At 70.6% G+C, this 26338-nt stretch carries 22 protein-coding genes; 9 read left to right on the plus strand and 13 right to left on the minus strand.

All coding sequences use genetic code 11. The annotated features are described in order from the left end of the window. Positions 1-34 precede the first annotated feature (34 nt). From ACGFNI_RS29640 to ACGFNI_RS29655, 4 genes are read right to left on the minus strand one after another with little or no spacing between them, the layout of a single operon-like run. Positions 35-1519: an ABC transporter ATP-binding protein gene (locus tag ACGFNI_RS29640; RefSeq protein ID WP_393687801.1), complete on the minus strand. Its 1485-nt coding sequence runs from the start codon at positions 1517-1519 to the stop codon at positions 35-37. Positions 1520-1557: 38 nt separating this feature from the next. Continuing rightward, positions 1558-2403 (minus strand): ABC transporter permease, encoded by an 846-nt coding sequence (locus tag ACGFNI_RS29645; protein WP_393687803.1) that lies wholly within the window; start codon positions 2401-2403, stop codon positions 1558-1560. Continuing rightward, the gene (locus tag ACGFNI_RS29650; protein WP_393687805.1) at positions 2400-3410 is read right to left on the minus strand and encodes an ABC transporter permease; all 1011 of its coding nucleotides are present in this window, start codon (positions 3408-3410) and stop codon (positions 2400-2402) included. The genes ACGFNI_RS29645 and ACGFNI_RS29650 overlap by 4 nt, the downstream gene beginning before the upstream one ends. Beyond that, a complete protein-coding gene (locus tag ACGFNI_RS29655; protein WP_393687807.1) occupies positions 3407-4951 on the minus strand; it encodes an ABC transporter substrate-binding protein in 1545 nt (514 codons plus the stop codon). The genes ACGFNI_RS29650 and ACGFNI_RS29655 overlap by 4 nt, the downstream gene beginning before the upstream one ends. Before the next feature lie 343 nt (positions 4952-5294). Between ACGFNI_RS29655 and ACGFNI_RS29660 the strand changes: the two genes are divergently transcribed. Genes ACGFNI_RS29660 through ACGFNI_RS29680 form a run of 5 tightly spaced genes read left to right on the plus strand, consistent with a single transcriptional unit; the run spans position 5295 to position 11196 of the window. Further along, positions 5295-6290 (plus strand): TauD/TfdA family dioxygenase, encoded by a 996-nt coding sequence (locus ACGFNI_RS29660; RefSeq protein ID WP_393687809.1) that lies wholly within the window; start codon positions 5295-5297, stop codon positions 6288-6290. Positions 6291-6316: 26 nt separating this feature from the next. Further along, positions 6317-7342 (plus strand): ornithine cyclodeaminase family protein, encoded by a 1026-nt coding sequence (locus ACGFNI_RS29665; RefSeq protein WP_393687811.1) that lies wholly within the window; start codon positions 6317-6319, stop codon positions 7340-7342. Further along, entirely contained in the window at positions 7333-8715 is a 1383-nt protein-coding gene (locus tag ACGFNI_RS29670; RefSeq protein WP_393687813.1) for a Y4yA family PLP-dependent enzyme, read from the plus strand. Before ACGFNI_RS29665 ends, ACGFNI_RS29670 begins: the two co-directional genes overlap by 10 nt. A 28-nt stretch (positions 8716-8743) precedes the next feature. After that, positions 8744-9766: a cysteine synthase family protein gene (locus ACGFNI_RS29675; RefSeq protein WP_393687815.1), complete on the plus strand. Its 1023-nt coding sequence runs from the start codon at positions 8744-8746 to the stop codon at positions 9764-9766. Positions 9767-9774: 8 nt separating this feature from the next. After that, positions 9775-11196 (plus strand): MATE family efflux transporter, encoded by a 1422-nt coding sequence (locus tag ACGFNI_RS29680; protein WP_393687816.1) that lies wholly within the window; start codon positions 9775-9777, stop codon positions 11194-11196. A gap of 100 nt (positions 11197-11296) precedes the next feature. On the opposite strand, the gene ACGFNI_RS29685 is transcribed toward ACGFNI_RS29680, so the two are convergent. Further along, entirely contained in the window at positions 11297-11974 is a 678-nt protein-coding gene (locus tag ACGFNI_RS29685) for a GAP family protein (protein WP_393687818.1), read from the minus strand. Between the two features lie 354 nt (positions 11975-12328). On the opposite strand from ACGFNI_RS29685, the gene ACGFNI_RS29690 reads away from it, so the two are divergent. The 3 genes from ACGFNI_RS29690 (at position 12329) to ACGFNI_RS29700 (ending at position 15579) form a co-directional block, all read left to right on the plus strand. Beyond that, complete coding sequence (locus tag ACGFNI_RS29690; protein WP_393687820.1) at positions 12329-12919, plus strand: hypothetical protein; 591 nt, start codon at positions 12329-12331, stop codon at positions 12917-12919. A gap of 134 nt (positions 12920-13053) precedes the next feature. Then, on the plus strand, positions 13054-14406 hold the full coding sequence (locus ACGFNI_RS29695; RefSeq protein WP_393687821.1) for a Dyp-type peroxidase: 1353 nt from the start codon (positions 13054-13056) through the stop codon (positions 14404-14406). Positions 14407-14454: 48 nt separating this feature from the next. Then, complete coding sequence (locus tag ACGFNI_RS29700) at positions 14455-15579, plus strand: catalase family protein (RefSeq protein WP_393687823.1); 1125 nt, start codon at positions 14455-14457, stop codon at positions 15577-15579. 71 nt (positions 15580-15650) lie between these two features. On the opposite strand, the gene ACGFNI_RS29705 is transcribed toward ACGFNI_RS29700, so the two are convergent. Beyond that, positions 15651-15830, minus strand: a complete 180-nt coding sequence (locus ACGFNI_RS29705; protein WP_393687824.1) for a hypothetical protein — start codon at positions 15828-15830, stop codon at positions 15651-15653. Between the two features lie 161 nt (positions 15831-15991). Further along, positions 15992-16999, minus strand: a complete 1008-nt coding sequence (locus tag ACGFNI_RS29710) for a GlxA family transcriptional regulator (protein ID WP_393687826.1) — start codon at positions 16997-16999, stop codon at positions 15992-15994. A 71-nt stretch (positions 17000-17070) separates the two neighbouring features. Between ACGFNI_RS29710 and ACGFNI_RS29715 the strand changes: the two genes are divergently transcribed. Beyond that, entirely contained in the window at positions 17071-18357 is a 1287-nt protein-coding gene (locus ACGFNI_RS29715) for an MFS transporter (RefSeq protein WP_393687828.1), read from the plus strand. 44 nt (positions 18358-18401) lie between these two features. Here ACGFNI_RS29715 and ACGFNI_RS29720 read toward each other — a convergent pair whose 3' ends face one another. From ACGFNI_RS29720 to ACGFNI_RS29745, 6 genes are all read right to left on the minus strand, one after another. Then, positions 18402-18542, minus strand: a complete 141-nt coding sequence (locus ACGFNI_RS29720) for an ectoine synthase (RefSeq protein ID WP_393687830.1) — start codon at positions 18540-18542, stop codon at positions 18402-18404. Between the two features lie 67 nt (positions 18543-18609). Continuing rightward, complete coding sequence (ectA, locus tag ACGFNI_RS29725) at positions 18610-19080, minus strand: diaminobutyrate acetyltransferase (RefSeq protein WP_393688029.1); 471 nt, start codon at positions 19078-19080, stop codon at positions 18610-18612. A gap of 191 nt (positions 19081-19271) precedes the next feature. Beyond that, positions 19272-20030, minus strand: a complete 759-nt coding sequence (locus ACGFNI_RS29730; RefSeq protein ID WP_393687831.1) for a class I SAM-dependent methyltransferase — start codon at positions 20028-20030, stop codon at positions 19272-19274. Further along, a complete protein-coding gene (locus ACGFNI_RS29735; protein ID WP_393687833.1) occupies positions 20014-21216 on the minus strand; it encodes an aromatic ring-hydroxylating dioxygenase subunit alpha in 1203 nt (400 codons plus the stop codon). The genes ACGFNI_RS29730 and ACGFNI_RS29735 overlap by 17 nt, the downstream gene beginning before the upstream one ends. Before the next feature lie 277 nt (positions 21217-21493). Continuing rightward, positions 21494-22243: a BPL-N domain-containing protein gene (locus tag ACGFNI_RS29740; protein WP_393687834.1), complete on the minus strand. Its 750-nt coding sequence runs from the start codon at positions 22241-22243 to the stop codon at positions 21494-21496. Beyond that, positions 22240-26259: a Pls/PosA family non-ribosomal peptide synthetase gene (locus tag ACGFNI_RS29745; RefSeq protein ID WP_393687836.1), complete on the minus strand. Its 4020-nt coding sequence runs from the start codon at positions 26257-26259 to the stop codon at positions 22240-22242. Before ACGFNI_RS29745 ends, ACGFNI_RS29740 begins: the two co-directional genes overlap by 4 nt. Positions 26260-26338 lie beyond the last annotated feature (79 nt).

A 26338-nucleotide genomic window follows, 5' to 3' on the forward strand; every position in this document is an offset into this window, starting at 1 on the left:
GTGCCCCTGACCGGAAGCCGCCGCCCCTCGCCCCTCAGGACCTGACCGCCCCGGTCGTCGACGGTTTCGTGGTGGGTTCACGGTCGGCCGGTGTGGTGACCCGGCCCTCGTGGAGGAGGTGGAGGGTGTCGGTGTAGGCGGTGACCAGGGGGAGTTCGTGGCTGACGAGGACGAGGGTGAGGTGGCGGTCGGTGCGTAGGTGGGTGAGGAGTTCCAGGACTGCGGTGGCCGTCACCGGGTCCAGGGCTGAGGTGACTTCGTCGCAGAGCAGGAGGTCGGGGTCGGTGGCCAGGGCGCGGGCGATGGAGGCGCGCTGGCGCTGGCCGCCGGAGAGTTCGTGGGGGTAGCGGTCGGCGAAGTCGGCGGGGAGGCCGACATCGTCGAGGAGTTGGCGGACCCGGGCGGGCCTGTGGGGCTTGGCGACCGTGCGGTGGAGCTGGAGCGGGCGGGTCAGGGAAGCGCCGATGGTGCGGGTGGGGTTGAGGGCGCCGAGCGGGTTCTGCGGGACGAGCTGGATGCTGCGTTGCTGTGCGCGGCTGCGTTTGCGGACGTCGGCGGGGAGCGGCTGTCCGTTCCAGGTGAGGGAGCCGGCGTTCGGTTTCTGGAGTCCCGCCAGAGTGCGCAGGAGGGTGGTCTTGCCGGAGCCGGACGGTCCTGTGATGCCGGTGGCGGTGCCGGGCGGTGCGTGGAACTCCGCGTCGTTCAGGGCCTGGTGGGTGTGGCGGCGGTGGGTGAAGGCGACGTGGAGGCGGGTGGCGCGCAGGCCGCCGTCGGCGGGGGTGTCCGGACGGCCGGATGTGCGGGGGCGGGCGGGTTCGCGGGGCGGGGTGCGCGGTGCGGCCTCGGCGGGTGTGCCGAGGGCGGTGACGGTGTCGGCGCAGGCGTCGACGACGTGCGGGTCGTGGCAGGACAGGACGATGCTGATGTCGCGGGTGGTGGCGAGGCGGCGGAGCAGGTCGGTGATCTCGTCGCGCAACGCGGTGTCGAGGCCGGCCGTGGGCTCGTCGAGGAGGAGGACGTCGGGGCGCCGGGCCAGCGCGCGAGCCAGGGCGAGGCGGCGCTGTTGTCCGCCGGACAGGGCGCCGGGGCGGTGGTGGGCGAGCGCTTCGGGGAGCAGGCACTCGGCCATCAGCGCCGTGACCGCGTCGGGCGTGGCGTCGTCGGCGACCTCCGCGATCAACTGTGCGGCGGTCATGCGGGGGTTGAGGGCGGAGCCCGGGTCCTGGCCGACGTAGGCGATGCGGTGGCGGCGCAGGGCGCGCAGCGCGTCGGGGGTGAGGGCGAAGACGTCCTGGCCGAGGATCAGGACGGTGCCCGAGGTGAGGTGGGCGCCGTGGGGGAGGTCGCCGATGAGGGCGCGCAGCAGGGTGGTCTTGCCGGAGCCCGAGGGGCCGGTCAGCGCCGCGATCCTGCCTGCTTGCAGGCTGAGGTCGGTGGCGTTCAGCAGGACCGGGCCGTGGGACAGGCTGATTTCGAGGTCGGTGACCGTGACGGGTGGCGGCGTGCGGGACGTGTCCACGTGCGTGTCCTGGGGTGTGGGTGCGGAGCGGCCGGTGGTCATCGCAGTGCGGACCGGCGCGCGGTGGCCGGTGCCAGGGCGTTGGCGGCGAGGTTGACGCTGATGGCGAGCAGTCCGATGGCCAGGCCGGGGGCGACCACGGCCCAGGGGTTGAGGAGGATGCCGGGGCTGTTCTCACGGATCATCAGCGCCCAGTCCGCCTCGGGCGGTTGGGGGCCGAGTTGGAGGAATCCGGCCATCGAGATGACGTAGACCCCGTCGACGAAGCGCAGGCCGAACAGGGCCAGGACGACGGCGCGGAGATTGGGCAGGATTTCGCGCAGCGCCAGGTGGGTGGTGCCCTCCCCGCTCGCGACGGCCGCCTCGATGAAGCCCGCGCCGGCGAGCGGGGCCGCTGCGCTGGCCACGATGCGCACCGCGTACGGCGTGCCGAGCCCGATGGCGGCCAGGGTGATGGCAGGCCGTCCGCCGCCGGGCCAGGCCAGCGCGAGGAGCATGATGCCGAGGACCGGCGGCAGCAGGATGGCGGTGTCGGATGCGCGCTCGATCAGGCGTCCGAGCCGGGGGCTGAGCACGGCGTAGCAGCCGAGCAGGGTGGCCAGGGCGGTGACGGCGAGTGCCACGATCAGGGCGTTGCCGATCAGGGCGCTGCCCCCGTTGAGCAGCCGGCTGAGGACGTCGCGGCCGAGCTGGTCGCCGCCCAGGACGGCTTCGGCGCCGGCTTCCGCGTAGGGGGCGGTGACGGGTTTGTCGACGGGCCGGGCGGCCAGCGCGGGGCCCAGCACCGCGGTCAGGACGAGCAGGACGGCGGGGGCGACGGGCAGGAGGATCCGCGGCCAGGTGCGGCGCGCGGACCGCTGGTCGAGGACCGCGGTGGCGGTCATGAGCGGGCTCCCAGGGTGCGGGCGCGGACGAGGTCGGCGAGGAGGAGGACGACGGTGATCAGGGCCGCCGCGCAGGCCACGACGGCGGCGATGACGGGGGTGTCGCGGTCGGCGACGGCTCCGGCCAGCACGGTGCCGATTCCCGGGTAGTTGAAGAGGGTCTCCACCACCACCGTTCCGCCGAGCAGCATTCCGGTGGACGTGGCGATGCCGGTGGCGATGGCGGGCCAGGCACCCGGCAGGGCGTGGTGCAGCAGGACCCGGCGCAGCGGCAGTCCGTCCAGGTGGGCGGCCTCCACGTGGGGCGTCGCGGCCTGGTCGGCGAGGGCGGCGCGGACGATCCGGGTGTTCCAGCCGGTCTGCGGGACGGTCAGCGCCAGTACCGGCATCACCAGCATGGTCCAGCTGGCCGGGGCGCCGTCCCCGCCGGTGACGGTGGCGGCCGGCAGCCAGCCGGTCCACAGGGCCAGCACCAGCAACAGGCCGATGGAGACCACGAATTCGGGCAGCGCGAAGGCGGCGGTTGAGGTGAGGTCCACCACCCGGTCGACGACGCCGCGCGGCCGGGCGGCGGACCAGATGCCGAGCGCCAGCGCGGCGATGACGGTGAGCACGAAGGCGGTGCTGCCCAGCACGATGGTGTTGGGCAGCGGCGCGGCGAGCAGGTCGGTCACCTGCTGGCCGCGGGCTGAGGTGCCGAGGTCGCCGGTGGGCAGGGCGGTGATCCAGTCCCGGAAGCGTTCCCACACCGGCCGGTCCAGGCCCAGCAGATGACGGCGGGCGGCGATTCCGGCGGCGCCCTCGCCGCGTTCGGACGTGGCCGTTGCCGCGTCGCCCGGCAGCAGTTCGATCGCCGCGAACACCACGGCGAGCAGGATCAGGAGCATGGCGAGGCGTTTGCCCAGCACCGATGCGGTCCGCAGGGCGAGCAGCCCTGCGCGGTGTGCCGCCGATGCCGTCACGGGCCGGGTGGTGGCCTCGGCCGGGGGAGCGGTGGTTCCGGTCATGGGGCCAGCCAGACGTTTTCGAGCTGGACGCGGCCGTAGCCGGGGAGCTTGGGCAGGCCGTGGACCTTGGGCGCGGCCAGGTCGATGCCCTCGGCCACGCCCCACAGCAGGTAGCCGGAGCGGTCGTGCTCGATCTGCTGGAGGTCGTGCAGGGCGGTGGCGCGTGCGGCGGTGTCCGAGGTGGCGATGGCCTTGTGGTAGGCGGCGTCGAAGTCCTTGTCGGACCAGTCGGCTTCGTTCTGGCCGGATCCGGTGGTCATGGTCTTGGAGGCGAAGAAGACCACGGAGTCGTTGGTGCCCCAGTAGTTGGTGTAGAAGTCGCCCTTGAGCCAGGTCTTCTGGTAGAAGGTGCCGGATTCCTGCTTGACGACCTTGACCTTGATGCCGGCCTCGCGGGCCTGGGAGGCGAAGAGCGTCGCGGATTCGGCGAGTCCGGCGACGTCTTCGGTGGTGACCAGTTCGTAGGTCCTGGAGAAGTCGAAGTCGGCTTCCTTGAGCAGCTTTTTCGCCTTCGCCAGGTCGCGGTGGCGCTGCGGGATGTCCTTGGCGTAGTCGGGGTCACCGGTGCCGAGCATGTCGTTGCCGACGGTGCCGTATCCGGACAGGGCCTGCTTGATCATCGCCTCGCGGTCCACCACGAACTTCATCGCCTCGCGGACCTTGGGGTCGGCGAACGGGCCGCTGGAGGTGCGCATCACGATCGGCATGGCCATGTCGTTGGGGCGCCGGACGATCTGGATGTCCTTGCGGGCGGCGGCGGTACGGGCGGCGACCGCACCGGCGTTGGATGCCACGTCGATCTGGCCGGACATCATCGCGTTGGCCATCGCCTGCGGGCTTTCGAACATGGTCACTTCGATGGCGTCGAGGCGGACCTGCCCGCCGTGCCAGTGCTCGTTGCGCAGCAGGCGGGCGTTGCCGCCGCGGTACCAGTCGAGCGTGAAGGGCCCGGTGCCCGGCGACGTGGCGATGTCCTTCTCGGGGGTGTCCTTCTTGAGGATGAACGTCGACAGGCGGGTGAGCGAGGGCAGTTCGGCGTTGGCGTAATCGGAGACGAGGACGACGGTGTCCTTGCCGTCGGCCGTGATGTTCTTCGCCTGGATGCCGGGCAGCCGGGCCGCGCCCGCGGGGGTGTGGCGCAGCCGGCGCAGCGACCACACCACGTCGTCCGCGGTGACCGCGGTCCCGTCGTGGAAGGCCGCTCCCTCGGCGATCGTGAAGCGCCAGGTCTTGAGGTCCTTCGATGGCGTGAAGGTGCTGGCGAGGCGGCCGACGGTGTTGTCCTTCAGGCCGGGCGCGGTCAGCGTGTCGTAGACGAGGGCGATGACCAGGTAGTCGCTCTCGTTGCCCTGGCTGCCGTGCGGGTCGCGGGTGATCGCCGAGGAGCGGCCGAGTGCGCCGATGCGCAGCGTGCCGCCCTTTCTGGGCTTGCCGCCGGAGTCGGATGAGGCCGCACCGTTGCCGCCCGTGCAGGCGGTCAGCAGGGCGGCCACGCCTATGCCGCCGCCGGCCCACAGCGCCTGTCGCCTGGTGAAGTCCACGTTGCCTCGCTCCGCTCAGTTCCGGTCGGATCCCACTGCTTAGGTTTGCCTACCCTGATCCTGGCTGTTTCCGCAAGGCGCGGAGGGTCGATCACGGGAATTGGTCGACGTCAACCGGCCCTTTAACGGCGAGAGTTGAACGAACCCGGACACACGGCCGCAAAATTTAGTTAGGTTTGCCTTGCCTTACGGCTGTGGGTACCTTCGTCACCGTCCGCCAGACACCGGGCACGGAGCGGAACCGTCAGGCCCCCGTGCCGGTCCGTCAGGCGTGCTGCGCCCTGCCCGTCCGGCGCCGCACCGCACCTCACTCCCCGCCTTCAACGGAACGGATTACCTCGACATGAGCACGGGAGCCGCACCCGTTCGTCAGCTCGACGCCGCCTGCGTCGGGGAACTGCGCCACGCCGCCGAGAAGATCCTCACCGAATTCGGTACCTCGGCGACCTCCCCCGAACTCCTCGCCCGTGTCGCCGAATTCGCCGGCGATCTCAGTGACCGGCTGCGCCACGCACTGCGCCCCGTCGACACCGACGACGGCCTGTTCATCCTGCGCGGCCTGGAGGTCGACGACGCCGGAATAGGCCCGACGCCCGGCAGTTGGGCCACCGCGGGCGACTGCGCCGCCGTCCACGACATCGAACTGCTGCTGCTCGCCACCGTCATGGGCAACCCCATCGCGTGGGAGGGCCAGCAGGACGGCCGCTTCGTGCACAACATCGTCCCCGCCCCGGGACACGAGACCGAACAGACAGGCGCCAGCAGCACCGTGCTGCTCAGCCCGCACACCGAGGACGCCTTCCACCCCGGGCGCGCCCACCTGCTGATGCTCGGCTGCATGCGCAACCACGACCACATCGCCACCACCGCGGCCGGCATCCGCAACGTCCGGCTCGACGAGGCGGACATCGCGACGCTGACCAGGCCCGCGCTGCCGATCCTGCCCGACGACGCGTACGCCGAGGCCCAGGGATACGCGGACCGGGCGCCCGAACCGGTGCCCGTCCTCTTCCGTGCCGATGACGGCCTGACGCTGCGGTTCGACCCGGCCTACACCCCGCTCGCCGATGCCGACGCGGAATACCGCGCCGCCTACGGGCGCCTGGAAGCCGAACTCGCCCGCGTCTCACGGGCCGTGAGCCTGCACCCCGGCGAGGTGCTGATCGTCGACAACGACCTCGTCGTGCACGGCCGGGTGCCCTTCCGCGCCCGGTACGACGGCACCGACCGCTGGCTCAAGCGCGCCTCCGTCCGCGTCCCCCGACGCGGCACACGCCCCCTGGCCGAACAGGACGAGCACGGTTACGGTCAGGCCGCCATCGAAGCCCACGCAGCCTGAGCGCCCACCACGCACCGAGGACGGACATGACCGACACCACCGTGGCCCACCAGGCCCGTTCCCTCCCCGCGGACGACACGACCCTGCGCGTCCTGTCGAAGAGCGACCTCGCCGGGATCGACATATCCCTGGCCGATGTCGTCGCCACCGTGGAAGGCGCCTACCGCACCCTTCAAGCCGGAAATTCGGACAACCCCCGCAAGCTCACCGTCAAGCCCGACGACGGGCACTCGGTCTCCTACGCGATGCTGGGCAGGGACGGCTCCCGCAACGTCGTCGCGATCAAGACCTCCTACAAGCACGGACTCGACAAGGGCCGCGAGGCACAGCACTACTACACCTCGCTGACCCTCTACGACGACGTCACCGGGCTGCCCGTCGCGATGATGGACTGCGGGCGCATCGGCTCGCTGCGCACCCCGGCCGTCTCCGCGCTGCTGGCCCGCGAATGCGCCCGGCCCGGCGCCCGCAGCGCCCTGGTCATCGGCACCGGCACCCAGGGCCGCCTGGCCCTGCCTTTCCTGCTGACGACCCTGCCCGACCTGGACCGTCTGATGCTCTTCGGCACCCACTCCGACGGCATCGCCGCCGTACGCGAACAGCTGCGCGCGCACTTCCCCGAGCGGGACGTGGAGATCGTCACCGACCTGCGGGCCGCCGCGGCCGACGCCGACATCATCCTCGCCACCGCGGGCGGCCACACCCCGGCCGCCGTCGAAGCCGGCTGGCTCAAGCCCGGCGCGCTGTCGGTCCTCGTCGGACACGGCCTCGCGCCCTCCACCCTCCACCAGGCCGACCGCGTCGTGGCCACCAGCGAGGCCCAGATGAGGGTCACCGGCACCGACATGGCCGACGACAACGGCGAATTCCCCGCCGTCGACACCGAGTTCCCCCCGGTCATCGCGGGCATCACCGCGGGCCGCAGGTCCCCGGCCGAGCGCATCTTCGCCTACAACAGCGGACTCGTCGTCACCGACATCGCGCTGGGCCACCGCTTCGCCCAACTCGCCCTGGACCAGGGCCTGGGAGTGCAGGTGCCGCTGTGGCAGTGACCGGACCGCACCCCACGACCGTGCCGACGCTGCCCGCCCACACCGACCCCGACACCGACCGGGTCCTGGACAGCGGCCTGCTGCACGAACTGTCCTACGCCTTCGGCGGCCCCTTCCACTTCCTGCTGCCGCACCGCTTCGACGCGAACCTCGCCGCCTTCCGCGCCGCGCTCCGCGACGCCGGGGTCGAAGGGCGGGTGTACTACGCGAAGAAGGCCAACAAGGCCGCGGTGTGGATGGAACGCTCCGCCGCCCACCAGGCAGGCGTCGACGTGGCCAGCGCGGGCGAACTCCGCGAGGCACTGGGACACGGCGTACGCGGCGAGCACCTCGTCGTCACCGGACCCGCCAAGAGCGACGAACTGCTGCGCCTCGCCCTCCTCCAGGGCTGCCTGGTCGCCGTCGACGCGCTCGACGAGCTGGACCTGCTGATCACCCTGGCGCTGACCGGCACCGTGCGCCCGGCCAGGCTGCTGCTGCGCCGCCTGCCGCCCGCACAGCCGCACAGCCGCTTCGGCATGACGACCGCCGAGCTGGAGACCGCGCTCGACCGGTGCGTACACGCAGGGGACGCGGTACGGATGGAAGGCTTCAGCTTCCACCTGTCCGGCTACGCCACCCAGCCGCGCGCCGACCTCGCGGGCGAACTCGTCGACCTGTGCCTCAAGGCCAGGGTGCGGGGGCTGCAGGCCGACCGGATCAGCATCGGCGGCGGCTTCGCCGTCGACTACAGCTCCGCCGACCGCTGGCACACCTTCCTCGCCGGCCAGCGCCCCGAGCACTACCACGCACACAAGACGTTCCAGAGCGGCGACTTCTACCCGTACCACTCACCCGTCGCCGGAGCCGACGCCCTGCGCACCATCCTGGCCACCGTCCCCGAAGGCGGCCGGGACACCCTCGCGGCCCGGCTCAAGGACACCGGCACGCTGCTGATGATGGAGCCTGGCCGCGCCCTGCTGGACAGGGCGGGCTCATCCGTCTTCTGCGTCCAGGGCGTCAAGGACCGCGACGGGTACCGGATCGTGACGGTCGACGGCACCAGCCTGAGCCTGTCCGAGCAGTGGTTCAACAGCGAGTACCTGCCCGACCCGCAGCTGGTGACCCCGGCCGGGCGTGCCCGCGGCGGCGCGGTGCACCCCGCGTGCGTGGGCGGCGCGTCCTGCCTGGAGTCGGACATGGTCACCTGGCGCAAGATCCCCTTCCCCGCCCGGCCAGGCGTCGGCGACCTGCTGGTCTACCCGAACACCGCCGGCTACCAGATGGACTCCAACGAGTCGCCCTTCCACGACCTGCCGTTGCCCACCAAGGTCGTACTGGACCGCCTGGACGGCCGCCCGCGCTGGCGCCTGGACCGCCGGCCCGCCTGCTGACCCCCTTCGAACGCCCAGGAGTCTTCCCATGAACGAGGCACTCGCGCGCCCCGCCGTGGTCTCCCGCATATCCGACCTCATCGGCCGCACCCCGCTGCTGGAGCTGTGCCGCACCGAAACCGGCAGCCGCCTCCTGCTCAAACTGGAGATGTACAACCCCACGGGCAGCGCCAAGATCCGCATGGCCCGCGCCATGGTGGACGCCGCCGAGCAGGACGGCACACTCCGCCCCGGCGGCCGGATCATCGAATCCACCTCCGGCAACACCGGCCTCGGCCTGGCCGTCATCGCCGCCGAACGCGGCTACACCTTCACCGCCGTCGTCGACCACCACGCCGCCGCCGACAAGCTGCGCGGTATGAAGGCGCTGGGCACCGAACTCGTCTACGTCGTCGACGACGGCACCGAGGAGCTGGCCACCGCCGCCCGCGAAGAGCTGGCCGAGGACATGGCACGCGGCCAGGACAACACCATCTTCACCGAACAGCACAACAACCCCGCCAACGGCGTCGGTTACTTCCCCGTCGCCCACGAACTCCACCAGGCCCTCGGCACCATCGACGTCGTGATCGGCGCGGTCGGCACCGGCGGCATGCTGTGCGGCACCGCCCGCGAACTGCGCAAACTGGCACCGGACTTCACCACCGTCGGCGTCGAGCCCAAGGGGTCCATCGCGTTCGGCGGCCCTGCCCACGACTACTACCAGTCCGGCACCGGCACCCCCGAAGGCGCCGAGATCGGCGCGCTCGTCGACTTCGACCTGATCGACGAAGGCGTCAAGGTCGGCGACGTGGAAGCCTTCGCCACCGCCCGCGCACTCGCCCGCACCGGTCTGCTCATCGGCGGCTCGGCGGGCGGGGTGGTCCACGAGGCCCTGACCCGCCTGCCTTCCCTCCCGCCGGACAGCACTATGGTCGCCCTGGTCAACGACGGCGGCGAGAAGTACATGGACACCGTCTTCAACGACGACTGGATGAACGCCCGCAACCTCCTCGATCCCGCCGTCGAGCGTGAGATCGACGAGAAGCTCACCAAACTCCGCAGGAATTGATACCAGCCATGTCACTGACCACCCTCATCCGCGACAGCCGGGCCCTGGCCACCCTCGCCGTCCCCCTGATCCTCACGCAGCTCGCGCAGGTGGCGCTGACCACCACCGACACCGTGATGATGGGCATGCTCAGCACGGCCGACCTCGCGGCGGGCGGTCTTGCCATCGTCCTCTTCAACCAGCTGCGGACCATGGGCGTCGGCCTGGTCACCTCCGTCGGCAACCAGATCGCCGCCGCCGACGCGCGCGCCGAGACGGAGCGGGACGGCGCGGCGACGGGGGACGCGGGGCACCGGAGCGGCGACGAGGTGCGCAAGATCGTCCGGGCCGGCCTGGCCGTCGCGACGCTCGCCGGCATGGCCGGGGCCGTGCTGATGCTCCTCATCGGCCAGGCCCTGACCTTCCTGGGCCAGGAAGCCGACGTCGTCGACCGCGCGCAGACCATGCTGCTGGCGCTCGCCCCCGGCCTGCTGCCCTGCCTGTGGTTCCAGGCCGTCCGCCAGTTCACCGTCGGCATGCGCCGCCCGCAGGCCCTGCTGCAGATCACCATCGCCTCCGTCGCCGTCAACGCCGGTATCAACTGGGCCCTGATCCACGGCACATGGGGACTGCCGAAGCTGGGCCTGCCCGGTGTCGGCGTGGCCACCTCGCTGGTCTACCTGCTGACCTGCCTGGCCCTGTACCTCTCGGCGAAGAAGGACCCGGTACTCGGCCCGCTGCTGAGCGTCAACATCGCCAAGGCCGACCGCGCCACCGTCCGCCGCCTGATCCGGCTCGGCATCCCGATCGCCGCCACCTACGGCTCCGAGGCCGGCTTCTTCTCCGTGACCGCGCTGATGGCCGGCTCCTTCGGCAGCGCGGCCCTGGCCGCGCACACCGCCGTCAACCAGCTCGTCTACATCGTCTTCCAGGTTGCCGTCGGCCTCTCGCACGCCGCGTCCATCAACGTCAGCCGCGAACTCGCCCTGGACCGGCCCGAGAACGCCCTGCGCATCAAGAACACCGCGCTGGCCTGCGCGGGCGCCGTGATGGTCGTCGTGGGCATCGTCTACGTCACCCTCCCCGACCTGGTGCTCAGCCCCTTCTTCGACACCGGCAGCGCCCGCGACGCCCAGGCAGTGTCCATCGCCACCCACCTGCTCCTGGTGATCATGGTCCTTCAGTTCTTCGACTGCGCCCAGAACATCGGCGTCGGCCTGCTGCGCGGCCTCGACGACACCAAGAGCGGCTTCCGCATCACCCTCATCGGCTACTGGCTCATCGGCCTGCCCGCCGCATGGCTGCTCGGCTATGCCGCCGGACTCCACACCCTCGGCATCTGGCTCGGCCTGCTCACCGGCCTCGCCGCCACCGCCATCCTGCTGCTGCGCCGCTACAGCGCCTCCCTCCGCACGAAGTTCACCGTGGAACAGGCGGTCCCGGCGACCTAGAAAAGGTCGTCGAGGCCCCGGCCGGACCGGCCGGGGCCTCGACGACACGGCGGCTGCCGACGACGCGGACCCCGCCCCTGATCCGCCCGGCCGCGGTCTGTCAGGAGGTGAGGACGGAGATGCCGTCGCCCAGCAGTTTCAACCCGAGAACGAAGAACAGGACGGCCATCACGGCGACATTGTGCTGAGCTGCCCAGTCCTTCCAATTGCCGAGCGTGGTTCTCGCCCGCTCTCCTCCCAGCAGGAAGACCCCCAGGGGGGCCAGCAGGCCGAGGGTGGCGATCAGAACGAAGATCGCCAGCGAGGCGATCTGCTGCCCGGCCGGCAGTCCGGCCGAGCCGATCGCGGCGCCCGCGGCGATGGTCAGCGGGGCGTTCTTGGCGTTGAGCGCGGCCAGGCCAAGTCCGAGTCCGAAGATCTTGACCGGCGTGAGGCGGTCGATCGCGCCCATCCACTTCGGCAGCTGGGCCTGCGAGGGATCCGCCGGGCGGCGGTGCCATTGCCGGGCGCCGAAGAGGACGAGGAGCACGCCCAGGGCGAGCTTGAGCGCGCCCACCCAGGTGGCCGGGTGATTGTGGGAGGAGGCGCCTGCGGGGGAGGCGATCACCAGCATCACCGCGCCCAGAGCCGAGAGCCCCAGGATCCAGCCGACGGTGAACAGCGGTCCGTTGAGGCGTCCGCGAGGCGTGGCGAGTACGAGGATGACGGCGATGATCGGGAGCGGGCTGATCGCGACGCCGGCCGCAAGACCCAGCACATCACCGAGAACTTTGCCCATGGTTACCTCCGGTGGGGGCGGAAGTGCCTGTCCGGGAGCGTGACGACGACGTACTCGGCGCCTCCCGATTCCATTTTCCTGCGCCCGGCCGGATCTGTCCTCGGGAGCTTCTGCGGGACGCGAGGAGCGTGCATCGGCCTGCCGCACCCGTCGTGCTGCCTTCCCGGAACGGGACGGCCGGCCGGCCTCCGGGTCTGCCTTTCCTTCGCGGCATCGTGACGGTGACCCCGTCGCCCTGGGGCGAAGATGCGCGGCAGTGCATGTGCAGTGAGGATTGAGAGGTGAGGGCGATGGCGCCCCGATATGCGGGCGCTTGGCGACCTTCGCACCGATCTGTGGCAGGAGAATCTCCCGATGACTGCGACGTCAGGTGCAGCCCAGTCGGCTCAGCCCGATCGCCCGGGTATGACGGATGGGGTCTGTAGCGAATTCACTGTCTTTACCAAGATCAAGCCGGGTCATGGGGACGCGCTGCGTGAGGATCTCGCCACGCTCGCCGGCGGGTCGGCTGACGTGGAGGCCCGTGGGGCGCTGCGCCAGATCGGCACCCTGCACGACGCGCGGCATGTGATCTTCGACAACGACACCCGGTTCATGTTCGCCAGCGTCTTCGACGGTTCCTGGGACACGTACATCGACGACTTCGGCAAGACGGTGGTCGGGGCCCGTTTCGACACGGTCTTCTCCCACTCCGAAGGGTTCCCCGGCATCAGCGATCCAGGGGTGAAGGACTGGTTCGTTGCCCAGCAGGAGCCCGCGGGGGTCTTCGTCAGCTCGTACCCCGATCTGACCGTTCAGCAGATCTGGAAGGACCAGCGCGTGAACGAGGCGTTCCAGGCGGTGCTGGACACCCCTGAATTCCGGGCGGCGCTGGAGAACCCGGCCAATGCCGCGTTGGTGGGCACGCCGGCCTTCCAGAAGCTGCTGGAGGAAGCCTCGGCCTAGGGCGCTTCTGACGGCCTAGAACCGGACACAGCCAACTCTCACAGCCGACCCGACACCGGTGGACCGCGTCGGATGGCGCCGATCGGCGCGGCAGGGCTGCCCAGGCAGGGACCGATGTGGAGGCACAAGCGATCATGAACACAGCGGCGAGCAGCAGCACGGCCGGCGTGCGCGTCGAGATCGACGACATCCAGAGCGGGGCACTGCGCCCACGGCCGGTGCCGTACGAGGGAAGGTTCATCTTCCTGCGCGTCGATGACCGGCACGCCGGACGCGCCCTGCTGCGGCGGCTGCTCCCGTTGACCTCGGCCGGTCTGCCCGACGTGGACCGGAGCCAGGATGCCTGGGTGGCGGTGGCCTTCACCTACCAGGGGCTGAAGGCCCTGGGGGTGCCGCAGGAGTCGCTTGACAGTTTCCCGCGGGCGTTCCGCGAGGGCATGGCCGCTCGGGCGGAGCTGATCGGTGACGTGGGCGAGAGCGGCCCGGCCCACTGGGAGGCACCGTTCGGAACGGGCGATGTGCACATCGCGTTGAGCGCCCTGTCATCCGACGCGGCGCAGCTGGACAAGGAGCTGGAGCGGGCCCGCGTCGCCTACGAGGACATGCCCGGCGTCCAGGTGATCTGGCAGCAGGAGGTCCACCAGCTGCCGACCGGGCGCACCACCTTCGGTTTCCGCGACGGCATCAGCCATCCGAACATCGAGGGTGTCGGACTGCCCGGCTCCAACCCGCAGGAAGTCCCCATCAAAGCCGGCGAGTTCATCCTCGGCTACCCCGACGAAACCGGCAGCCTGCCGGCCATGCCCAGCCCCGATGTGCTGGGGCGCAACGGGACCTATGTGGCCGTGCGCAAGATCCACACCAACGTGGCGGCCTGGCGCACGTACCTGCGCGCGAACACCTCCAACGCCCAGGAGGAGGCGCTCCTGGCGGCCAAGATGGTCGGCCGCTGGCCCAGCGGCGCGCCGCTGGCCCTGGCACCGGAACACGATGACCCGGAGCTGGCGGCCGATCCGCACCGCGTCAACAACTTCCTGTACCGGGAGAACGACGACCGGGGCTTCCGGTGCCCGGCGGGTGCGCACATCCGGCGTACCAACCCCCGCGACGCCACCATCATCGGCGACGCACGGATGCACCGCCTCATCCGCCGCGGCACCACCTACGGCCCGCCGCTGCCCGATGGCGTACTGGAGGACGACGGTGCCGACCGGGGTCTGGTCGGCGTCTTCATCGGGGCTCACCTGGAGCGACAGTTCGAGTTCATCAAGGCCGAGTGGGTCAACGACGGCAACTTCATCGGCTACCCCGGCGAGAAGGACCCGGTAGCCGGCCATCACGACGGAACCGGCAGCGCCACCATCCCGGAGAAGCCGGTCAGGCGCCGCCTGCGGAACCTGCCCGGCTTCGTGGTCACCCGCGGCGGTGAGTACTGCTTCCTGCCGGGTCTGCGCGCCCTGCGCTGGCTCGCCGACCTGGAGGACTGAGCCCCACCCTCCGAGGCCGGCCACCGTCCCCGAGGAGAGGCCGAAGTCATGGCACCACAGTTCGTCCCCTACACGCCGGACGTCGAAGACGATGAACCGCACTTCGACCAGAACCTGCAGACGGTGATCGAAAAGACCGAGAGCTACATCACCGATTCGGTCAGCGCGGGTGGCACCGGACGTGCACTCCGCGACGCCCATGCCAAGGGCTACGGGCTGCTCCGAGGGCAGGTGGAGATCCTGGACGGGCTTCCCCCCGAGTACGCCCAGGGCATCTACGCGACTCCCGGAACCCACGACGCGCTCATCCGCTTCTCCAACGGCTCGCCGCACGCCGGAGCCGACGCGCGACTGGGCAGCGCCACCGGACTGGCACTGAAGATCTTCGACATCGACGGCCCGACCCTGCTGGAAGACGAACCGGGCACCGGCACCTTCGACTACGCCAACATCAACGCACCGATCTTCTTCTGCAATACGGTCGAGCACTACCTGTTCATCCAGGAGTTGTTCCTGAACGCGCCGGCCTACTTCTCCCAGGGCCGGCCCGGCGCACATCGCTTCTTCACCGACTTCGTGACCGGAAAGGGGACGCTGGACCGGGACGACTGGGCGTGGGACGAGTTCTTGGCCTTCCTGCGCCTGTCCAAGATCCCCCCGGTCAACGTCCTGCTGTCGAGCTACTGGACGATGGGCGCGGTGCGGCACGGGGACTACATCGCCAAGGTGCGCATCACCCCCGACCCGCACTTCGCCGCCGCGGTGGTCAGGCGCGCCATCGACCCGACCTCCGCGGCAGAGGTCTTCCGGCCGGCCCTGCAAGCCGAGCTGCAGGAGCGGCCCTACGCCTTCGACATCCAGGTCCAGCTCTGCACCGACCTGGAGCGGATGCCGGTGGAGGACACCACCGTGGAGTGGCCCGAGCAGCTCTCGCCGCCCGTCACCGTGGCCAAACTGCGGCTGCCGCAGCAGGACATCTCAGGACCGGAAAACCTGGAGAAGATGGACTCACTGTCCTTCACGCCCTGGCGGGTCACCGCCGAGCACGCCCCGCTGGGCACCATCATGCGCGCCCGCAAGGAGGTCTACCGGCACTCCTCCATCGCGCGCCACAGGCTCAACCAGCAGCCGCGCACAGAGCCGCGCAGCGCCGACGAGGTCCTTGGCGCCTGACCACCGTGACGGCGCGTCAACCAAGGCTGCCGGGCCGCGTGGCTCGTGCCGCCGTCATCACCGTTGCGGACCTAGGTCTCCTCTCCGCTTCCGGAGACCGCCCCGGCGGCCCCGCCGCCTGCGTCCACCGGGGCGGCAAGGTCACCGCTGCCGTTGTCCGCTTCCTGCTCCTCGCGGCGCTTCTGCGCGAGTTCGGCGGCGAGTCGGTCCGAGTACAGCCGCATTTCCGCCTCGCCTCTGAGTTCCCACATGCTGACCTCCAGGAGTTGGGGCGCGCCCGCTGACCCGTCACGTTGCCAGGACGCGGCGCGCCGGCCGTCATCGCCTGTCCCTTACCCCCTGAACGGCCCGTTCTCCCTCGAACTCCCCTTGTTTGCCGGGCAGTTGGCGTCCTTGCCGAAGCCTCGCTCAGTCACGTCCTACTGCCGGAAGCCGTGGCCGGGCCGCGGAAGGTGTTGCGGTAGCTGGTGGGCGAGACGCCGAGTGCCGCCTGGAGGGAGTGCCGGAAGGAGGCGGCCGTGCCGAAGCCGGCGTCCGCGGCGATCCGGTCGATGGGCAGGTCGGTCTCCTCCAGCAACTGCCTGGCCCGTTCGATGCGTTGCTGGGTGAGCCACTGCACCGCGGTGATGCCCACCTCCTCACGGAAGCGGCGGGTGAAGGTCCGTACGCTCATGGACTCCTGCGCGGCCAGCTCCTGGAGAGTGAGCGGCCGGTCGAGGCGGCTGAGCGCCCAGGCGCGGGCGTTGCCGGTGGAGGAGAACTGCGGCTCGCGGACGGGCCGTTGGATGAACTGGGCCTGGCCACCGTCGCGGTGCGGCGGTACGACGGTGGTGCGGGCGACCTCGTTGGCGACGGACGCGCCGTGATCGTTGCGGATCATGTGCAGGCACAGGTCGATGCCGGACGCCTCCCCGGCGGATGTGAGTACGTCCCCTTCGTCGGTGTAGAGCACATCGGGGTCGAGGCGGACGGCCGGGTACAGCTGCCGGAAGTGTGCGCAGGACTTCCAATGGGTGGTGGCGCGGCGGCCGTTGAGCAGCCCGGCGGCGGCGAGTACGAAGGCGCCGGTGCAGATCGAGGCGAGCCGGGTGCCGGGCCCGATGTGCGCGAACGCCTCGGCCAGGGCGGTGGGCAGCCGCCCTTCGGTGTACGTCTCGTCGTCCTCGTGCGTGGCCGGGACGATCACGGTGTCGGCCTCCCGGAGTGCCCGCGTGTCGTGTGCCACGTGGAGGCAGAAGTCGGTGTCGGTGCGGACCGTGCCGGGGACGGTGGTGCAGGTCGCGATCTCGTACAGCGGCGTGCCTTCGGGGGAGACGGCGGCGCCGAACAGTTGGTGGACCAGGCCGAGTTCCATCGGAAGCACCCCGTGCCGCACCAGGACGGCGACCCGGTGGCGTCCCGGATGTACGAAGACACTCATGGCCAGATTTTTGCACATGCTGGCCATCTGGCTACTCGTTCCCTCCCTGCCGCAGTCGCAGCATTTCCGGTATGACGCAGACGCTGAAACCCCCGCCCGTGGTCCAAGGCCGCAGGGGCATACACCGCGCCTGGTGGGTGGCGGCCGTCGCCGCCCTGGCCATCATGAGCGCGGGTGCCTTCAGCACCATGCCGGGGCTGCTGGTCAACCCGTTGCACCAGCAGTTCGACTGGTCGCGGGGCTCGATCGGCTTCGCGATGTGGGTGAACATGGCGCTCAACGGGCTGGCGGCGCCGTTCGCCACCTCTCTGATGGACAGGTTCGGCCTCCGGAACGTCGTCGCCGTCGCCCTCGGCATCATTGCCGCCGGTGCCGTCCTGACGACGTTCATGACCCACGCCTGGCAGTTGACGCTCTACTGGGGCTTCCTCGTCGGCCTCGGCTGCGGCTCCATCGCCATGGGCTTCGCGGCGATCGTCGTGGGGCGCTGGTTCACCCGCAGGCGTGGCCTGGTGACCGGCATCCTGACGGCGGCGAGCGTCTTCGGGCAGTTCGTCTTCCTGCCGGTGCTCTCCTCGGCCATCGACCGCTACCAGTGGCGCCCCGTCACGGTGACCGTGGCACTGGTGGCACTGGTCCTCGCGCCGCTGGTGTGGCTGCTGTTGCGCGACCACCCCGCGGACGCGGGCCTGAAGCCGTACGGCGCCGAGGAGTTCACGCCCAAGCCGGTCCCGGTGCCGGGTGCCGCCAGGCACGCGGTGCAGGTGCTGTGCCACGCGGCCAGGACCGGCCCGTTCTGGCTGCTCGCCGGGACCTTCGCCATCTGCGGCGCCTCGACCAACGGCATCATGTGGACCAACTTCGTCCCCGCGGCGCACGATCACGGCATGCCGCCCACGATGGCCGCCTCGCTGCTCTCGCTGATCGGCATCTTCAACGTGGCGGGCACGATCTTCTCCGGCTGGCTCACGGACCGCATCGACCCCCGGCTGCTGCTCTGCGTCTACTACGGCATGCGCGGGATCTCGCTGGCCTGCCTGCCCACCCTGCTCGGCCCGCAGGCCGGCTGGCCGCTGATCGTCTTCGTGATCTTCTTCGGCCTGCTCGACGTGGCCACCGTCCCGCCGACCATCGCGCTCTGCGCCATCCGGGAGATCTACGGCGAGCGCAACAGTGCGATCGTCTTCGGCTGGACCCTGACCTTCCACCAAGTGGGCGCCGGGCTCATGGCGTTCCTCAGCGGCATGGTCAGGGACGCGCTCGGCTCGTACGACACCGCCTGGCTGGCCTCCGGTGCGCTGTGCGGGGTCGCGGCGCTGATGGCGATGGCCATCAAGAAGCCCGCCCCCGCCGGGTGAGCCCCGGGCGCCGCACCCCTCCCGCAGGACGGAATCCCGGCCGGTCACGGCATGCTTGATCGTGACGTGTTCATGACATTCTTCGCCACTCCCTCGCGGGCCAGCACAATGCGGCGACTTCGCCAGGTCTCGCCCTCGACATCCCTGTCGGTTCCCGTGATCCCGTCAAGCGATCGGACGATCATGTGACTCCTCAATTCGTGTGCGGTGTGCGGTATTTCCGGAGCGGTGGCTCTCCGGTACGGGACCGGATTACGCGCCGAGCGGGCCGATGCGGTAGAGCGTCTCGGGCTCGTGACCGCCGGGGAACAGCTCCGGGCCCAGGAGCGGGGAACGGTGCAATTCCGCTTGCCGGTCGCGGGCGAAAGAGGAAAGGAACCGGTCGGATTCGATGTTGTCAGGCGTGACCGTGGCCTCGACGAAGCGGTATCGGCTGCCGGCCAGGTGATGCAGCATGCGGCGGGCGAGCCCTTGCCCGCGTTGTGCCGCGTCCACCGCGGTCTGCCAGACGAACAGCGTGTCCGGATACTCGGGCCTGGCGAATCCGGTGATGTATCCGCAGACGCCGTCCGCCGACCGTGCGACCACCGACGTCGTCGCGAAGTCCCGGCACCACATGACGTAGAAATAGGGCGAGTTGAGGTCGAGGGACTTCGCGTCGCGGGCGATGCGCCACATCTCGCGCCCGTCCGTGAGCCGCGGGGTCTCCAGGCTCACGTCCATGAGTGACGCGCGGTCGGGCTGCCGTAGGCTCAACTTTGCCGACATTGATTCACACTCTTCTCAGCGGTATTCCGGTGAACAGGGAGGGGCCTGGCGGATGGGCAAGGGCCAGGAGCGGGGGGTTCGCGTCTGTGGAGCGGTGCCCGGAAATGGTTCGCCGGACGGCCCGTTGAACCATTTCCGGATACGCCTTAGGCCGGGCGGTGGCCCAGGATGAAGGTGAACCGGTCGGGGAAGTCCAGGTGGGGCGCCGTGGAGGTTTCCCGGATTTCTTCCAGGCCGCGGGCCAGCTCGTCGTCGGAGAAGTTCGAGAGCACCGACATCCAGCGGTCGGCGACCAGGCGGAGCCAGGTTTCCCTTTCGATCGTCGCCTGGAATTCGTCGTAGTCGATGGTCGTTTCGAGGCCGGCGCCGCGCATCGCGGCGGCTATCCGCTCCGGCTCCGGCTGCTCCACGGCGAAGCGGTCGAGCGCCGCCTGGAAGAGCGGGTACCCGATCTTCGGGGGCAGGGCGATGATGAGGAACCGGCCGCCGGGCGCCAGCAGGCGGGACAGGCCGGCCAGCGTGTTGTCCAGGTCGCTGAAGTGATGGACGGCTTCCTTGATCACGATGGAGTCGAAGGACGCGTACGGAAGCTCCACACGGCGGGCGGCCACGTCCTCCGCCGTCGCCTGCACCGGGTGGAGGCGCGGATCGTCGGGGAACAGGTCCAGCAGGGGCGCCGAAGGGTCGATGCCGAGCACGGGGGTGCTCGGTGTGGCGTAGGGCAGCAGGTGCCGCAGGAACAGTCCGGTGCCCACCCCGATGTCCGCGATCCGGTTCCCTTCCTTGACGTCGAGGCGGGCACGGATCTCCTCCGCCATCCAGTCGGGATATTCGGGCCGGTTCTCCCACAGTGCGTTGTAGATCTCGGCGAGCTTGGCGTAGTGGCTCTCAAGTCGCTGATCCATCACGTGATTCTCCTTGGTTCCGGGTGCGTGAATCCGTCGCGGAATTTCCGTTCTGTTCCGTCTGCTGCGCAGGCGTGTACGAGGCCCCCGCATCGCTCAGCGCACTGTCCACCCAGCGCCGGAATTCAGCTATCCGGTACTCGTAGGGGGAATGGATCTGCGCGTCGTCGAAGTGGGGGGAATGCGCGCCCCGTTGTACGCGTTCGCAGGCTTCGAAGTCCTCACGGTTCGTGGCGTCGATCACCTTGACCGCGTCGGCGGGGTCGAATCCGGGCTCCCGGACGGCGTCGGGGTGGAAGAGCCAGTCACCCACCACCCGGGTGCGGCTTGGCCCCAGCGGTTCGAGCCGCATCCAGAAGACGTGGTCGGGTACGAATACCAGCGAAGCGTTCGGCCACAACAGGATTCCGTAGAAGGTGTGCCCGTCATCGGCCGGCACCCCGGGGAGGTTGGGGGCGATGGCCTGACCCGATGACGAGAAACCCGTTGCTCCCTCGGCGAGTTGCGCCCCGAGTCCCTGCGGTCCTGTCACCGTGCCGTATCCGCCGCGGAACTGCGGGACCGCGGCGCACAGTTCGGTATGCATGGTGGGGCAGTGGTAGCACTCGTCGAAATTCTCCCAGAGGATCTTCCAGTTCGCCTGCACGTCGTAGGAGATGGAGTGCGCGATCCGGAGGTCTTCGGTGCCGTAGTGCGGAATGGGATTGAAGTCGTTTCCGAACCGGGCCCGTATCAGCGGATCCACCTGGTCGTCGAGCGGTGCGGCAGCGGGATCCAGATTGATCCATATGTAACCGAGCCATTCGGTGGCGGACGCGGTGTGCAGGTGCCGGTCCTTGGTGCCGGGCGGCATTTTGTCGGCCCAGGGCACCCCGACGAGCTGACCGTCGAGGTCGTAGGTCCACCCGTGATAAATGCAGCGGATGGATCTGCGGAAACTGCCCTGGTCATCGAGGCAGAGCTGGGCTCCGCGATGCCGGCAGAGATTCACCAGGGCGCGTATCCGGCCGTCCCTGTTCCGGACGACCAGCAGGTTCTCGCCGCCGAGATCCACCCGGATGAAGGAGCCGGCTTCGGGAACTTCTGAGGAGTGGGCCACACACATCCATTGCCGCCCGAATATCCGGCGTTGTTCGAGGTCGAAGACCTCTTGGCTGGTGTAGCGCGTACTGTTCCAGGTGACCACGTGGGCTACCTACTCTCCCTCTCGGATTCGGTGTCACCACTCTCGCGGGACGGCCTTGTGAGCCGCCTCGGAGTTGTACGCAGTGGATTGTTGAGAGCCGTGGTCAAGGCGTTCTCAATGCGTACTCAAACGGGCCCGTGGCCTGCTGCGCGTCGCGGCGTGGAGCGGGGGAAGGCGGAGCGGGGGGAGCACGCCGCAGAGGGAGGGCGGATGCGTTGCCGGATGCACGCCTTCCGGGCAGCGAGGTCCCGTGGTTGACGACGAGCCCGGGGAGCCGTCAGGTCGCGGACGTGGTTCCCCTCATCGCCTCGCCCACGAGATCGAGGGCCAGGTCACGGGCGTGACGCACCGGGAGACGGGCGTCGGTGAACCAGTCGTCGGTGGCTTCGGGGTGCGGGCCGACGACCGCGACGCGGCCCTTCCCGAACGGTGCGGCGAGCGCGGCGACCGTGCCGTTCGGATAGGTGGCCAGAACGGTCGCTTCGGCGCCGTCGTCGAGCTCGAAGAGCGGGCCGTCCTGGAAGAACACGCTCCGCGTCCGCCCCCGCCACTCCACCTCGACCAAGGTGTCGTCGTCGCTTCTCACAGTGGCGCCGGGCGAGGAGATGTACTGGTCGGTGTCGCCCGGCAGCAGCCCGAACCCCGGTGTTGCGCCCGCCAGATACCCGCCGAGACAGAAGCCCAGATAGCGGCCACCGCCCTGGACATAGTCACGGATGGCCGCGCGCTGCCGCCTCAGGTGCCGGTAGCCGTGCGCCAGGGTGCCGCCGCCCGGCTGGGCGTAAACCTGGGCGCGGGCCAGCACCTCCGCCGTCAGGGGCAGGGCCTCGCGCGGGCCCGTGTAGCGGACGTCCAGGTCCCAGGGGCCGGCGGCCAGCAGTTCGGCCACGGCTTCCGCGCAGCCGGCCGGCAGCGAGGCGGGACCGCGGTAGACGAGCGCCAGCGGGCGGTCCCCTATGGGGGGCGCGGGGGCGCTCCGGCCGGTGAGCGTCCGGCGCAACGAGGTGAGGATGCCGTGGTAGGTCATGGGCTTCTCCCCGGCCTGTCAGGAACGTGGGCGGCGGGCCGCTCGGTGACACCTTCGGCCGGGATGCCCCGCCAACTGGTGCCCGGGGCGAGGTGCTCGCCCTTCATGAGCAGCGAGAGCGCGCCGAGGCTGACGTCCTCGCCGACCACGCCGTCGTACAGCACGATCGCGCGGGTGCCGACGCTGGCGCCGTCCCGGATGGTGACCGACGCCATCTTCATCACGCGGTCCTCGAACAGGTGCGTCTGCAACGAGACTCCGGGCCCGACGGCGGCATCGTCGCCGATCTTCACCAGGTCGAACTCGGTGAGGAACGTCGTGCCGATCCAGGCGCCCCTGCCGATGTGGGTGCCGAATCCGCGCAGCACCGTGGGGAGGAAGGGCGTCCCGATCAGGAGCCCCACACCGGCCGGCACCGCTGCCGCCTCGAACAGGCCGGTGATGAACTCGGTGCGACGCACGAACAGGCTCCACAACGGCTCGACCCGGGGCCGGTAGGTCCCGATGACCACCTGCTTGACCGCGGCGCAGTACGCGACGACCGCGAAGCCTGCGGCGACCGCGAGGAACGGTGAGACGAGTGCCGTCCACGGCAGGTTCAGGGCACGGGTGACCCCGGCGAGCCCCAGCAGATACAGGTAGAGGCTGCCGCTCAGCAGCGACGCGGGCATGGTGACGCGGAAGAACTCGATGGCCAGACGCTGGAGCACGGCCTTGCGGCTCGGGCGGAACGTCAGCCGTTCGGGGAACGAGCCACTGCTCTGGCGCACCGGCAGATCGATGGCGGGCGAGCCCAGCCAGGTGGTGCCGTCGGGCACTCCGCTCCGCGGCGGCACCGTGCCCACACCGATCAGCGAACCCCGCCCGGTCCGCGTCCCGGCCGGTACGACGGCGGCGTTGCCGACGAAGGCACGCTCTCCCACCTCGGTCGTGCCGAACGCGACCTGGCCGCCCGCGAAGGTGGCCGCGCCGACGTGCGCCATGTCCGCGACGAAGCTGCCGTCGCGGAGGGTGAGCAGGTCGGGGTCGATGTGCGCGGCGGTGGAGACCTCGGCGCCCCGCCCGATCCGCGCGCCGAGCAGCCGCAGCCACGGCACCGTATAGAGCGTCGCGTAGAGCGAGTTGGTGTAGCCGAGGCTGAACTCCAGCAGCTTGTCCGACAGCCACTTGCGCAGGCCGAGCGAGGAGAACACCGGGTGCACACCGACCGGTACCCGCGGCAGCACCAGGTGCTTGCCGACGGCGACCACCGCGCAGACCGTGACGACGAACACCGGCCCGAACAGCACGGCCCCGATGAGCCCCCCGAGGACGCCCCAGGTCAGCACCGCCCACCAGAACAGCGCGACACCAGGAACCGCCATGGTGAGCGAGGCGGTCTCCAGCAGGACCAGGCCGCCCAGCGCGGCGGCGAGCTGCCGCCACCCGCCGGTGTCCGCGGGGCGGCGCAGCATCGCCTCCACGCCGGGGGCGAGCGCGTCCGTCGCGGAAGGCGGCGATCCGGTCCAGCGCACGCCGTCCGGGACGGCCTCGCCCTGCCCGACGACGGACTGCTCGCCGAGCCCCGCGCCGGCTCCCATCCGCGCCCCCGGTTCGAGCACCGCGTTGGCCCCCACATAGGCGTCCGGACCGATGTCGATCGGCGCGACCGTCAGCCAGCCGTCCGCCACCCGCCACGGGATCAGTGAGACGCCGTACCCCACCGACGCGCCACCGCCGATGCGCACCAGAGCGGGCAGCGACACCGCACCCGTGGCGATCGTCGTACGCGGCCCGACGCGCGCCCCGAGCAACCGGAGATACGGGCCCATCAGGGGCGAACCGCTCAGCACTTGGAGCGGAGCGAGGCCCAGCAGCATGTTCGCCGCCCACAGCCGTAAGTAGGTCCGGCCCCACAGCCGGTAGCGTCCTGGACGGATCCCCGCCGACAGCGGGCGGACGAGCACGGCCGGCAGGATCCACCGCACACCGACGTAGCCGATCAGCGCGGCCACCGTCAACTGCGCCCAGAGCCCGCCCGTGATGCGCCCGTCGTGCGCGCTGAACACCTGGACCACCGGAAGCGTGAACACGAGCGCCAGCAGGTAGATGATCACTGCCTGCGCCGTCCCTGCCGCCGCGAGGGTGCCCCTGCCGTGGCGGATGTGCTCGGGGCGGTGCGGTGCGGTCGGCCGCCCGGACCGCTCCGCGCGGCCCAACTGCGCCGCCAGCCCGCGCACCGTCGGATGCGCGTACAGGTCGCGCAGCGCGGCAGTCGCGCCGACGCCCAGGTCGCGCAGCATCGTCACCACGCGGGCCGCCAGCAGCGAATGGCCGCCGAGGTCCGTGAAGAAGTCCGCCTCGGCCGACAGCCCGTCGGGCTGGACGCCCAACACCTCCGCCCAGGTGTCCCGTACCCGCCGCTCCAGCTCATCCGCGACGGCCACCACCGGGCCGCCGCCCACCATCCGCCGCCCGGTGGGCGCGGGAAGCCTCTTGCGGTCCACCTTGCCGCTGGACATCTCGGGGAGGCCGGGGAGCAGATCGACGTAGGACGGCATCATGTACCCGGGCAGCCGGTCCCGCAGCCGTTCGTGCAGCCGCGCGACAAGGGCTTCCTCCCCGTCCGCGCAGCCCTGCGCACGGACCACGTAGGCGGCCAGCTCCCTGGTACGTCCCTCGCGCTCCGCGGTGGCCACCGGGGCGGTGACCGCCTCGGCCACACAGGGGTCCTCCAGCAACACGCTCTCGATCTCGCCCAGATCGACCCGGTAGCCCCGGATCTTCACCTCGGCATCGGCACGCCCCAGGAACTCGATGTCCCCACCGGCGGTCATCCGCCCCAGGTCTCCCGTCCGGTACAGCCGGCCGCCGTCCGGGGCCAGGGGGTGCTCGATGAACCGGTCCGCCGTCAGCTCAGGCCGCCCGACATACCTGCGCGCCACACCGGCGCCCCCGATACAGATCTCCCCGACCGCGCCGTCCGGTACGGGCCGGCGCCGCTCGTCCAGAAGCACCACGGAGTAGGTCGGCAGCGGTCTGCCGATGGTCACGGGCCGCCCCGGCACCACCGTCGTCCAGGTGGCGGTGACGGTGGTCTCGGTCGGCCCGTAGGTGTTGAGCATGCGGCGCCCGGGGCGGCTCCACCGCTCGACGAGCTGGGCGGGGCAGGTTTCACCGCCGACCACGAGGCTGCGGACGCGCGGGAGTTCCTGGGGGATCGTCTCCAGCAGCGTCGGCACGCAGTACAGCATCGTGACCGCCCGGCTTTCGAGGAACTCGCCGAGTTCGGCACCGAGCCGGGCGGAGCCGTCGGGGCCGGCGACGACCGTCGCGCCGACCGACCAGGTCGGCCAGATCTCCTCGATGGAGAAGTCGAAGGAGATCGTCATCCCCTGGTAGACCCGGTCGTGGGGCTGCACGTCGTAGACCTCGGGGACGACGTCGAGGAAGCTGCAGATGCTCGACTGGGCGATCTCCACCCCCTTGGGCCGGCCGCTCGAACCCGAGGTGTACATGACGTAGGCCGCGGGGTCATGGCCGTCCTGGCCGTACGGATGACCCGCGCCGTCCGGGCCCACCGGCGGCCGGGTCGTGGGCGCCGCAGCCAACGCGTGCCTGCTGGACTCCCACTCGATCACCCGGCACCCGAGACCGCCGACGGCCGGGGCCAGTTCCGACGTGGTCAGCACCAGGTCGGCGCCCGCGTCCCGCGCGATGTAGGCGACTCTGTCCCGGGGCGCCGCCGGATCGACGGGCACGAACGTCGCGCCTGCCTTCCCCACCCCGAGCAGGGACACGTACATGTCCACCGACCGCGGCACCAGTACCACCACGCGTGCCTCCCGGCCGATGCCGAGCCCCTTCAGGTGGTGGGCCAACTGGTTGGCGCGCGCTTCGAGTTCGCGGTAGGTCAGGGCCTGCCCCGCGCACTCCAGCGCCACGGCCGACGGGGCGCGGTCGCAGGTGGACTCGAAGACGAAGTGCAGGCGCCGGCCGGCCCCGTTCGGCGACGTCCCACCCGGAACAACGGCCATCTCCCTTACCTGTCCCCTTCATCGCGCACGACGGAGCGCCCGCCGGCCGGCACCCGCTGGCCACGGCTCCGCCCCGGTG

This window comes from Streptomyces sp. NPDC048644 (genome assembly GCF_043199105.1).
Taxonomy (GTDB): domain Bacteria; phylum Actinomycetota; class Actinomycetes; order Streptomycetales; family Streptomycetaceae; genus Streptomyces.

Coding starts and splice junctions, on each gene's coding strand:
- ACGFNI_RS29645 (WP_393687803.1), bottom strand. CDS start 2,403: ATGACCGCCACCGCGGTCCTCGACCAGCGGTCCGCGCGCCGCACCTGG.
- ACGFNI_RS29650 (WP_393687805.1), bottom strand. CDS start 3,410: ATGACCGGAACCACCGCTCCCCCGGCCGAGGCCACCACCCGGCCCGTG.
- ACGFNI_RS29660 (WP_393687809.1), top strand. CDS start 5,295: ATGAGCACGGGAGCCGCACCCGTTCGTCAGCTCGACGCCGCCTGCGTC.
- ACGFNI_RS29665 (WP_393687811.1), top strand. CDS start 6,317: ATGACCGACACCACCGTGGCCCACCAGGCCCGTTCCCTCCCCGCGGAC.
- ACGFNI_RS29675 (WP_393687815.1), top strand. CDS start 8,744: ATGAACGAGGCACTCGCGCGCCCCGCCGTGGTCTCCCGCATATCCGAC.
- ACGFNI_RS29680 (WP_393687816.1), top strand. CDS start 9,775: ATGTCACTGACCACCCTCATCCGCGACAGCCGGGCCCTGGCCACCCTC.
- ACGFNI_RS29685 (WP_393687818.1), bottom strand. CDS start 11,974: ATGGGCAAAGTTCTCGGTGATGTGCTGGGTCTTGCGGCCGGCGTCGCG.
- ACGFNI_RS29690 (WP_393687820.1), top strand. CDS start 12,329: ATGACTGCGACGTCAGGTGCAGCCCAGTCGGCTCAGCCCGATCGCCCG.
- ACGFNI_RS29695 (WP_393687821.1), top strand. CDS start 13,054: ATGAACACAGCGGCGAGCAGCAGCACGGCCGGCGTGCGCGTCGAGATC.
- ACGFNI_RS29700 (WP_393687823.1), top strand. CDS start 14,455: ATGGCACCACAGTTCGTCCCCTACACGCCGGACGTCGAAGACGATGAA.
- ACGFNI_RS29705 (WP_393687824.1), bottom strand. CDS start 15,830: ATGTGGGAACTCAGAGGCGAGGCGGAAATGCGGCTGTACTCGGACCGA.
- ACGFNI_RS29710 (WP_393687826.1), bottom strand. CDS start 16,999: ATGAGTGTCTTCGTACATCCGGGACGCCACCGGGTCGCCGTCCTGGTG.
- ACGFNI_RS29715 (WP_393687828.1), top strand. CDS start 17,071: ATGACGCAGACGCTGAAACCCCCGCCCGTGGTCCAAGGCCGCAGGGGC.
- ACGFNI_RS29720 (WP_393687830.1), bottom strand. CDS start 18,542: ATGATCGTCCGATCGCTTGACGGGATCACGGGAACCGACAGGGATGTC.
- ectA (WP_393688029.1), bottom strand. CDS start 19,080: ATGGACGTGAGCCTGGAGACCCCGCGGCTCACGGACGGGCGCGAGATG.
- ACGFNI_RS29730 (WP_393687831.1), bottom strand. CDS start 20,030: ATGGATCAGCGACTTGAGAGCCACTACGCCAAGCTCGCCGAGATCTAC.
- ACGFNI_RS29740 (WP_393687834.1), bottom strand. CDS start 22,243: ATGACCTACCACGGCATCCTCACCTCGTTGCGCCGGACGCTCACCGGC.
- ACGFNI_RS29745 (WP_393687836.1), bottom strand. CDS start 26,259: ATGGCCGTTGTTCCGGGTGGGACGTCGCCGAACGGGGCCGGCCGGCGC.